1 protein-coding gene is annotated in these 11,487 nt (G+C 74.7%); it reads right to left on the reverse strand.

Features of this window, described 5'->3' with window-relative positions; translation table 11 throughout:
- Positions 1-18: 18 nt before the first annotated feature.
- On the reverse strand, positions 19-11,487 hold the full coding sequence (locus BS80_RS11955; RefSeq protein ID WP_408607364.1) for a type I polyketide synthase: 11,469 nt from the start codon (positions 11,485-11,487) through the stop codon (positions 19-21).

Below are 11,487 nucleotides of genomic sequence, written 5' to 3' on the forward strand. Positions count from 1 at the left end.
CCTTTCGGTGTCCCCGGGTCAGGCGCCCGGCCCGGCGGTGAGCCAGTCCTGCACCGCCTGCGCCGTCGCCCCGGCGTGCTCCTCCATCATGGTGAAGTGGTTGCCGGGCACGTCGAGCGCGGTGTGCTCCAGGTCCCAGTAGGAGCGCCAGTCGCCGTCCCTGGACCAGTCGAAGAGCTGCTCGGCGGCCCGCACCAGCAGGGTCGGGGTCTTCAGCGGCTGGGGCGTCCACTCCCCGAAGAGCCGGAAGTACGCACCCATGGCGAGCAGTCGGGCGTCGTCCACCGGAACGTAGCTGTCCTGCCGCTCACCGATCCCGGCCGCCAGCCCGGGCTGGATGCCCACCGCCGCGTCCCGGTCCTGCGAGTAGATGTCGAGCAGCAGGACCGCCTCCGGGAAGACCCCGGCGCTCTCCAGCCGGACGGCCACCTCGTGCGCGAGCATTCCGCCGGAGGAGTGGCCGAGCAGCGCGAACGGCGCGCCGTCCAGCTGCCGCAGGACGGCCTCGGCCTGCGCCTCGATCACCGCCTCGCGGCTCGCGGGCAGCTGCTCCCCGGTCAGGAAGCCGGGGTTGCCCATCGCCCAGAGGTCCCGCCGGCCGCGGAAGCCGGCGGCGAACCGCGCGTACTGGTGCGGTCCCGAGATCGACAGGATCGAGGAGAAGCAGACCAGGGCCGGCCCGGCCTCGGCCTCGCCGCGCGCCAGCCGCACCAGGGCCGGCGGCCGGCGAAGGTCGGCGGCGCCGGTGAAGGACGGCCGGAACTGCGAGACGTCCATCAGCAGCCGCATGAACTCCTGCTGCCTGCCGAGCTCCCCGGCCTCGCGCATCATCGCGCCGAACACGCCGGACGGCTCCTCGCCGCCCGCGTCCCGGTCCGCCGCCGACGCGCCGCCCTCGGCGGACGCGTCGGCCAGCCGCTCGCGCAGCTGCTGCGCGACCAGGGCCGGCGTCGGGTGGTCGAAGAGCAGGGTGGCCGGCAGCCGCAGGCCGGTGGCCACGTTCAGCCGGTTGCGCAGCTCCACCGAGGTCAGCGAGTCGAAGCCCAGCTCCAGGAACCCGGCGGCCGCGACCACCGTGTCCGTGGACGGGTACCCGAGCACGACGGCCGCCTGCGCGCGGACCAGCTCCAACAGCAGTTCCTGCTGCGCGGCCTCGTCCAGCCCGGCGAGGCGCTGGGCCAGCGGCGGACCGGCCGGGAGGTCCGTGGCGGCCGCCGCGGTGCGCCGGCCGCCAACGGGCACCAGGGCGCGGAACACCGCGGGCAGCGCGCCGGCCTGGGCCTGGGCGCGCAGCGGCACGACGTCCAGGTGCAGCGGCACCAACACCGCCTCGCCCTGGACGGACCTGGCCGTGTCGAACAGCGCCAGCCCCTCCTGCGAGGAGAGCGGCGCCAGGCCCGAGCGGGCCATCCGCTGGACGTCCGCCGCCGTCATGTCACCGGTCAGCGCGCTGCGCTGCTCCCACAGGCCCCAGGCCAGCGAGAGCGCGGGCAGGCCCGCCGAGCGGCGGTGCTCGGCCAGCGCGTCCAGGAAGGTGTTGGCGGCCGCGTAGTTGCCCTGCCCCGGCGCGCCGAAGGTGCCGGCCGCCGAGGAGAAGAGCACGAACGCCGAGAGGCCGGCGTCCTTGGTCAACTCGTGCAGGTTCAGCGCCGCGTCCACCTTCGGGCGCAGCACGGTGTCCAGCCGCTCCGGCGTCAGGTCCGGGATCACCGCGTCGTCCAGCACCCCGGCGACGTGCACCACGGCGGTGAGCGGGTGCGCGGCGGGCACCTCGGCGAGCAGCGCGGCCAGCGCCCGGCGGTCGGCAGCGTCGCAGGCCGCGACGGTCACCTCGGCGCCCTGGGCGGTCAGTTCGGCGACCAGGTCGGCGGCGCCGGCCGTCAGGATCCCGCGCCGGCCGGTGAGCAGCAGGTGCCGCACCCTGTGCTCGGCGACCAGGTGGCGGGCGAGCAGCCCGCCGAGCACGCCGGTGGCGCCGGTGACCAGGACCGTGCCGTCCGGATCGAATGTCGCGGCGGGCACCGCCTCGGGGTCCACCGCCACCGGGACCAGCCGGGGCGCGTGGAGGTCGCCGGCCCGCAGCGCGAGCTGCGGCTCGGCGGCGGCCAGCGCGGCGGGCAGCGCACGGTGGGAGGCCTCCGTACCGTCCAGGTCCAGCAGGACGAACCGGTCCGGGTTCTCCGTCTGCGCGGTCCGCACCAGGCCCCAGACGGGGGTCTGGGCCAGGCCGGCCGGCTCGGCGCCGGGACCGGTGGCGCCGCTGGTCACGAAGACCAACCGGGAGCCGGCGAAGGCCTCCTCGGCAAGCCAGCTCTGGACGCCCTCCAGCGCCGCGTGCGCGGCGCCGCGGGCGTCCGCCGCCAGGTCGTGGCCGGTGACCGGGGCCGGGGCGAACAGGACGACGTCCGGCCGGGGCTTGCCCGCGGCCACCACGCCCGCCAGGGCGGCGAGGTCGGCGTAGACGTCGCAGTCCACGCCCGCCGCCCGCGCCAGGCCGGGCAGCTGGTCGTCGGAGCCGACCAGCGCCCACCGTCCGGTGGCCGCGGGGGCGACCGGACGGGACGGCAGCGGGATCCACTCCAGCCGGAAGAGCGACTCGTGGTAGGCGGTGCGCGTGGACCGCAGCTGCCCGGCGGCCAGGCGCCGCAGGACCAGCGACTCCACCGAGGCAACCGGCTCCCCGGCCTGGTCGGCCACCGTGAGGGCGACCGCGTCCGGGCCGGCCGGGGCGATCCGCACCCGCAGTGCGGTGGCGCCGGCGGCGTGCAGGCTGACGCCGCTCCAGGAGAACGGCAGCCGGATCCCGTCGCCGTCGCCCGCGCTGAGGAAGTCGCCGAGCGCGACGCCGTGCAGCGCCGCGTCCAGCAGCGCGGGGTGCAGGCCGAACAGGGCCGCGTCCGCGCGCTGCGGCTCGGGCAGCAGCAGTTCGGCGAAGACCTCGCCGTCGCGCCGCCACGCGGCCCGCACACCCTGGAACGCCGGGCCGTAGCCCAGCCCGCCGGCGGCGAACTGCTCGTAGAGCGCCTCGACGTCCAAGGCGACGGCGTCGGCCGGCGGCCAGGCCGGCAGGCCCTCGGGGGCCGGGCCCGCCACCGCGGTAGCCAGCACGCCGGTGGCGTGCCGACTCCACGGCTGGTCCGGTCGGCCGTCGGCGCCCGCGGCCTCCTCCGGCCGCGAGTACACCTCCACCGTCCGGCGCGCCGAGTCGTCGGCCGCGCCGACGCTCAGCCGCAGCTGGACGCCGCCGTGCTCCGGCAGCAGCAGCGGCGCCTCCAGCGTCAGCTCCTCCAGGAGGTCGCAGCCGACCTCGTCGCCGGCCCGGATCGCCAGCTCGACGAAGGCGGTGCCGGGCAGCAGGACGGTGTCGGCGACCGCGTGGTCCGCCAACCAGGGGTGGGTCTGCAGGGAGAGCCGGCCGGTGAGCAGGAAGCCGTCGGAGTCGGGCAGTTCGACGGCCGCGCCGAGCAGCGGGTGGTGCGCCGCACCGAGTCCGGCGGCGGCGACGTCGCCCACCGAGGCGGGCACCTCGATCCAGTAACGCCGGTGCTGGAAGGCGTAGGTGGGCAGGTCGACGCGGGCGGCGCCGGTGCCGGCGAAGACGGCGTTCCAGTCCACCGGGACGCCCCGGACGTGGGCCCGGGCGACGGCGGCCGTGAACGACCGCGCCTCCGGCCGGCCGGAGCGCAGCGCCGGGGCGAACACCACGTCCTGCGCACTCGCGCACTCCTGGCCCATCGCGCTGAGCACGCCGTCCGGGCCGAGCTCGACGAAGGTGCGCACGCCCTCGGCCTCCAGAGCTCGGACGCCGTCGAAGAAGCGGACCGCCTGGCGCACGTGCCGGACCCAGAAGTCGGCGGAGCCGACTTCCTGCGCCGAGACCACGGCGCCGGTGAGGTTGGAGACGATCGGGATCACCGGCGGGTGGAAGACCACGCCCTCGGCGACCGCGCGGAAGTCGTCCAGCATGGCGTCCATCCGCGGCGAGTGCGCGGCGTGGCTGACCGCCAGCCGCTTGGTCTTGCGGCCCCGGACGACGAAGGCCGCGACGACCTCGGCCACCGCGTCCTCGTCACCGGCGACGACGAGGGAGTTCGGGCCGTTGACGGCCGCGATGCCGACCCGCTCGGTGAGCAGCGGCAGGACCTCCGCCTCGGTCGCCTGGACGGCCGCCATCGCGCCACCGGCGGGCAGCTCCTGCATCAGGCGACCGCGGGCGGCCACCAGGGCGGCTGCGTCGGGGAGCGAGAGGACGCCCGCGACGTGCGCGGCGACGATCTCGCCGATCGAGTGGCCGGAGAGGAAGTCCGGCTTCAGGCCCCAGGCCTCGGCGAGGCGGAACAGCGCCACCTCGACGGCGAAGAGCGCGGGCTGGGTGAACTCGGTGCGTTCCAGCAGCTCCTCGTCGTCGCCGAACATCACCTCCTTGAGCGGCCGTGCGAGGTGGCTGTCCAGGTGGGCGCAGACCTCGTCCAGCGCGGCGGCGAACACCGGCTGCGCGGCGTGCAGTTCATGGCCCATGCCGAGCCGCTGGCTGCCCTGTCCGGCGAACAGGAAGGCCAGCTTGCCGCCGACCGGCGAGCCCTCGACCAGGCCGGCCGCCGACTCGCCGGCGGCCAGCGCCGCCAGGCCCGCCAGGAACCCGGCGCGGTCCTCGGCGACGACGGCCGCGCGGTGCTCCAGCGTGCTCCGGGTGGTCGCCAGCGCGTAGCCGACGTCGACCGGCCGGAGGTCGGGGTCCGCCTCCAGTCGGTCCGCCAGTCGCCCGGCCTGAGCGCGCAGTGCGCTCTCGCTCTTGCCCGACAGCACCCACGGCACGGCGGTGCCCTCGGCCGGCGCGGGCGCGGCGGGGGGTGCGGGCCGGGCGGCAGGGGCCTCTTCCAGGATGACGTGCGCGTTGGTGCCGCTGATCCCGAAGGAGGAGACGGCGGCGCGGCGCGGACGGCCGGTCTCCGGCCAGCTGATCTCCCGGGTCAGCAGCTCGACCGCGCCGGCCGACCAGTCCACGTGCGGCGACGGCTCGTTGATGTGCAGCGACTTGGGCAGCACGCCGTGCTCGATGGCCTTGACCATCTTGATGATGCCCGCGACGCCGGCGGCCGCCTGGGTGTGGCCGAAGTTGGACTTGATCGAGCCGAGCCAGAGCGGCTGGTCCGCGTCGCGGTCCTGGCCGTAGGTGGCCAGCAGGGCCTGGGCCTCGATCGGGTCGCCCAGCGTGGTGCCGGTACCGTGCGCCTCGACCACGGCCACCTGGTCCGCCGACAGCCGGGCGTTGGCCAGCGCCTGGCGGATCACCCGCTGCTGGGAGGGGCCGTTCGGCGCGGTCAGGCCGTTGCTGGCGCCGTCCTGGTTGACGGCGCTGCCGCTGACGATCGCCAGCACCGGGTGCCCGTTGCGGCGCGCGTCGGAGAGCCGCTCGACGAGCAGCATGCCCACGCCCTCGCCCCAGGCCGTGCCGTCGGCCTCCGAGGCGAACGGCTTGCACCGGCCGTCGGAGGCGAGGCCGCGCTGCTTGCTGAAGGCGACGAACGTTCCCGGGGTCGCCATCACGGTCACGCCGCCGGCCAGCGCGAGCGTGCACTCGCCGCTGCGCAGCGCCTGAACGGCCAGGTGCAGGGTCACCAGCGAGGACGAACAGGCGGTGTCCACGGTGACCGCCGGGCCCTCCAGGCCGAAGGTGTACGACACCCGGCCGGAAGCGACACTGCCCGCACTGGCCGTGCCCATGAAGCCCTCAAGGCCGTCCGGCGCGCGGTGCAGCAGTGTCCCGTAGTCGTTGTACATGACGCCGGTGTAGACGCCGGTCCGGCTGCCGCCCACCGTGGTCGGGTCGATCCCCGCGCGCTCGAACGCCTCCCACGAGGTCTCCAGCAGCAGGCGCTGTTGCGGGTCCATCGCGAGGGCCTCGCGCGGCGAGATCCCGAAGAGGGTGGGGTCGAAGTGGTGCGCCTCGTGCAGGAAGCCGCCGTTGCGGGCGTAGCCGGTGCCCTGGAGCTCCGGGTCGTCGCCGTAGAGGCCCTCGATGTCCCAGCCCCGGTCGGTCGGCATGTCCGTGATGGCGTCACGGCCCTCGGTGACCAGCGTCCAGAGGTCCTCCGGCGACTGCACCCCGCCGGGGAACCGGCAGCTCATCGCGACGATGGCGATCGGGTCGTCGTCGGCCGCCGTGGCGGCGCGCAGGGGGGCCGCCACCTCGGCGGCGGTGCCCTGGGCCTCGCCGCGCAGGTAGCGGGCGAGCGCGTTGGGGGTCGGGTAGTCGAAGATCAGCGTCGCGGGCAGCCGGACGCCGGTGGCCGTGCCGAGCCGGTTGCGCAGCTCGACGGCGGTCAGCGAGTCGAAGCCGACCTCGCTGAAGGCCCGTTGCGGGTCGACGGCCTCGGGCCCGGAGTAGCCGAGCACCGTGGACACGTACGTGCGGACCAGCTCCAGCACGATCCGGTCCGCCTCGGCCTCCGAGGCGCCGGCCAACTGCTGGGCCAGCGCGCCGGACTGGGCGGCGCCGGAGCGGGCGGCGCGGCGGGCCGGCGCCCGGACCAGGCCGCGCAGCAGCGGCGGCAGCAGGCCGGCGGCGGCCTGCGGGCGCAGGGCAGCGAGGTCCAGCGTCATCGGGACCAGCAGGGGTTCGGCGCCGGCGGTCGCCGCGTCGAAGAGCTCCAGGCCCTGCGTGGTGGAGAGCGCCTGGACACCGCCGCGCTGAAGGCGGCTCAGCTCGGCCTCGTCCAGCGCACCGCCCATGCCCGCCTCGTTCGCCCACAGGCCCCAGGCCAGTGAGGTCGCGGGCAGGCCGAGTGCGGCGCGGTGCTGGGCGAGAGCGTCCAGGAACGCGTTGGCAGCGGCGTAGTTGCCCTGGCCCGCGCCACCGAAGACACCGGCGGCGGAGGAGAAGAGCACGAACGCCGACAGGTCCATGTCGCGGGTCAGTTCGTGCAGGTTCCAGGCGGCGTCCACCTTCGGACGCAGCACGTGGGCCAGGCGCTCGGGGGTGAGCGAGCCGATCACGCCGTCGTCCAGGACGCCGGCGGTGTGCACCACGGCCGAGAGCGGGTGCTCGGCCAGCAGGCCGGCCAGCGCCTCACGGTCCGCGACATCACACGCCGCCCACGTCGCCTCAGCGCCCAAGTCGGCCAACTCGGCCGCCAGTTCGGCAGCACCCTCGGCCGCCGCACCACGACGGCTCACCAACAACAGGCTCCGCACGCCGTGCTCGGTCACCAGGTGGCGGGCGACCAGGCCGCCCAGCGAACCCGAGGCACCGGTGACCAGCACCGCGCCCTCGCCGCCCCAGGTCGGGGCGTCGCCCTCGGCAACGGCTCGCGCCAACCGCGCGGCCTTCAGCGTGCCTGCGCGGAGGGCGAGTTGTGGCTCCCCCGCGGTCAGTGCCGCCGACAGACCCTCGGTCCCGTCGATGTCCAGCAGCAGGAAGCGGCCCGGGTTCTCCGACTGCGCCGAGCGCACCAGACCCCACACGGCCGCACCCGCCAGGGCGTCCACCGGCTCACCCGGGACGGCGGCCACCGCACCCGAGGTCACGAAGACCAGGCACGAACCCGCGAACCGCTCATCCGCCGACCACCGCTGAAGCAACGCCAACGTCCGCTCGGCAGCCAGGTGCGCGGCGGCGACGGTGTCACCGTCGAGCGCGGGCGAAACAAAGACGAAGTCCGGCATGCCGGAGTCACGTTGAGCCAGCTGGTCGAGATCCGCGCAACGGTCGTCGGCGGGCAGCAGGCCGAACGGGTCGGCACCCAGCACCGCCAGGCGTCCCACCGCAGCAGGGGTGGTGGCCGGAACGTCCACCCACTCCACCCGGAACAGCGCGTCCTGACGACCACCGGCGCTCAGCTGCCCGGCCGAGACCGAACGCAGTGTCAGGCTCTCCACCGACGCCACGGGAGCGCCCGTGACATCCGCCAACTCCAGTGCCACCGTGCCGTTTTCGGTCGCGGAGAGCCGTACCCGTACGGCGTTCGCACCCACCGAGTGGACGCGCACGCCGCTCCAGGCGAAGGGCAGTCCGCCCTGACCGGTGGCTGCGGCGAGGTCGCCGAGCCCGAGCGCGTGCAACGCGGCATCCAGCAGCGCCGGGTGCAGGCTGAACAGCTCGGCGCCGGGCTCGATGCCCTCCGGCAGCTCCACCTCGGCGAAGACCTCGCCGCCGCGCTGCCAGGCGGCCTGCAGGCCCTGGAAGACCGGACCGTAGGCGAACCCCGCACTGGCCAGGCCCTCGTAGAGCCCGTCGACATCGATCTCCTGTGCGTCCGCCGGGGGCCAGACCCGCAGGTCGAACGCCGCCTCCGGGCCGCTCTCCAGCAGCGCGCCGGTGGCGTGCCGCAGCCACGGTTCATCCTCCGGCGCGTTCTCCAACCGCGAGTGGAAGGCCAACGAGCGCCGACCGTCGCCGTCCTGCGCGCCGACCGCGATCTGCAGCAGCACCGCGCCCTGCTCGGGCAGGATCAGCGGCGCCTCCAAGGTGAGCTCGTCCAACCGGTCGTGGCCGGCCTGGACACCGGCGCGCAGCGCCAGTTCCACGAACGCCGTCCCCGGCAGCAGCACCGAGCCCATGACGGCGTGGTCGGCCAGCCACGGGTGCGTCTCCAGCGAGAGCCGCCCGGTGAACAGGAAGCCGTCGGCGTCGGCCAGCGAGACGGCCGCGCCCAGCAGCGGGTGCTCAGCGGCCCCGAGCCCGGCCCAGCCGACGCTGCCGAAGTCGGCGCCCGCGTCCAGCCAGTAGTGCTCACGTTGGAACGCGTAGGTGGGCAGCTCGACCCAGTCGGCACCGGTGCCCGCGTAGTAGGCGGGCCAGTCCAGGGCTACGCCCCGGACGTGCAGCGTGGCGAGGGCGGTGGTCAGCGCCTCGGCCTCGGGGCGGCCCTTGCGCAGGGTCGGGACGAAGGCGTGCTCGTCGCCGGTGACGCAGTCCTGCGCCAGCGCGGAGAGCACGCCGTCCGGGCCGAGCTCGACGAACGTCGTGACGCCCTGGGCTTCGAGGGTGCGGATGCCGTCCAGGAAGCGGACGCCCTCGCGGACGTGGCGGACCCAGAAGTCGGCGGACGTGACCTCGCCGGTCAGGTTGGAGACGATCGGGATCTTCGGCGCGTGGAACGTCAGCCCATCGACGACCTCACGGAAGGCGTCGAGCATCGGCTCCATCAGCGGCGAGTGGAACGCGTGGCTGACCGTGAGGCGCTTGGACTTGCGGTCGGCTGCAACAGCCAGGACGGCGTCCTCGTCACCCGCGATCACCAGCGAGTTCGGGCCGTTGACGGCCGCGATGCTCACCCGCTCGGTAAGCAGCGGAAGCACCTCGTCTTCGGTGGCCTGGATCGCCACCATCGCACCACCGGCGGGCAGTTCCTGCATCAGACGGCCACGCGCGGCCACCAGCGTGCAGGCGTCCGCGAGCGAGAGAACGCCCGCGACGTGCGCGGCGGCGATCTCACCGATCGAGTGACCGGAGAGGAAGTCCGGGCGCAGGCCCCAGGATTCGACGAGGCGGAACAGCGCCACCTCGATGGCGAACAGCGCCGGCTGGGTGTACTCGGTCCGGTTCAGCGCCTCGGCGTCCTCGCCGAACAGCACGTCCTTCAGCGGCAGTTCGAGCTGCGCGCAGACCTCGTCCAGCGCGTCGGCGAACACCGGGTAGGCGTCGTACAGTTCACGCCCCATCCCGAGCCGCTGACTGCCCTGGCCGGTGAACAGGAACGCCGTCCGGCCCCTGGCCTCGGTGCCCTGCACCAGCCCGGCGGCGGTGTCCCCCGCGGCGAGCGCGGCGAGACGGTCCAGGAACTCCTGGCGGTCGCCGGCCACCACGGCCGCGCGGTTCTCCAGGGCGCTGCGTGTGGTGGCCAGCGCGTAGCCGAGCGAGGTCAGGTCCGCGTCCGGGCGGTCCGTCACGTGCGCGTGCAGACGGGCGGCCTGGGCCCGCAGGGCGTCCTCACCCCGGCCTGACAGCACCCAGGGCAGAACGGGAAGGGTCCTGGCCGGCACGGCGGCGGCGACCGACTCGTCGCCGCTGTCGTCGGTCGCGTCCGGGTCGGACGCCTCGTCCTCCAGCTCCGGCGCCTGCTCGATGATCAGGTGCGCATTGGTGCCGCTGATGCCGAAGGAGGAGACGGCGGCGCGACGCGGGCGGCCGGTCTCCGGCCAGGCCCGCGACTCGGTCAGCAGCTCGACCGCGCCGGCCTCCCAGTCGATGTGCGAGCTGGGCCGGTCGACGTGCAGGGACTTGGGCAGCACGCCGTGGCGCATCGCCATGACCATCTTGATGATGCCGGCGGTGCCTGCGGCGGCCTGGGTGTGGCCGACGTTCGACTTGATCGAGCCGAGCAGCAACGGCCGCTCGGCCGGCCGCTCCCGGCCGTAGGTGGCCAGCAGGGCCTGGGCCTCGATCGGGTCACCGAGCTTGGTGCCGGTGCCGTGCGCCTCGACCACGTCGATCTGGTCGGCCGTCAGGCGGGCGCTGGCCAGTGCCTGGCGGATCACCCGCTGCTGGGACGGGCCGTTCGGCGCGGTGAGTCCGTTGCTGGCGCCGTCCTGGTTGACAGCGCTGCCCCGGACGACGGCCAGCACCCGGTGGCCGTTCTTCCGGGCGTCGGAGAGCCGCTCGACCAGCAGCATGCCCGCACCCTCGGACCAGCCGGTGCCGTCGGCCGCGTCCGCGAACGACTTGCACCGGCCGTCGAAGGAGAGTCCGCGCTGGCGGCTGAACTCGGTGAACGTGCCGGGCGTCGGCATCACGGTGACACCGCCGGCCAGCGCCATCGTGCACTCGCCGTTGCGCAGCGCCTGCACGGCCAGGTGGAGCGTCACCAGGGAGGACGAACAGGCGGTGTCGACGGTGACCGCCGGGCCCTCCAGGCCGAAGGTGTACGACACCCGGCCGGAGGCGATGCTGCTGGAGCCGCCGGTGCCGAGGTAGCCCTCGACGCCGGCCGGCACGGCCCGCAGCCGGGAGGCGTAGTCGTGGTACATCACACCGGCGAAGACGCCGGTCCGGGTGCCGCGCGCCGACGCGGCGTCGATGCCCGCGCGCTCGAACGCCTCCCAGGTGGTCTCCAGCAGCAGCCGCTGCTGGGGGTCCATGGCGAGCGCCTCGCGCGGCGAGATCCCGAAGAACGCCGGGTCGAAGTAGTTGGCGTCGTGCAGGAACCCGCCCTCGCGGACGTAGCTCGTGCCCCGGCCGTCCGGGTCGTCGTTGAAGAGCCGCTCGATGTCCCAGCCACGGTCGGTGGGGAAGGGGGAGATCGCGTCGCCGCCCTCGGAGACGAGCCGCCACAGGTCCTCGGGCGACGCGACGCCGCCCGGGTAGCGGCAGCTCATGCCGATGATCGCGATCGGCTCGCGGTCCTCGGACTCCACCTCCTGCAGTCGCCGGCGGGTCTCGTGCAGGTCGGCAGTCACCCGCTTCAGAAAGTAGCGGAGCTTTTCCTCGTTCATACGTGCGTTCCCCTTCGAGGAATCCGGAAGGTCGGGCTCATTCACGCCGGTCAT

The organism is Kitasatospora mediocidica KCTC 9733 (genome assembly GCF_000744225.1).
Classification (GTDB): Bacteria; Actinomycetota; Actinomycetes; order Streptomycetales; family Streptomycetaceae; genus Kitasatospora; species Kitasatospora mediocidica.

Excerpts from the sequence above, each read along its gene's own strand:
- BS80_RS11955 (WP_408607364.1), bottom strand. The coding sequence starts at position 11,487 with ATGACCGGCGTGAATGAGCCCGACCTTCCGGATTCCTCGAAGGGGAAC.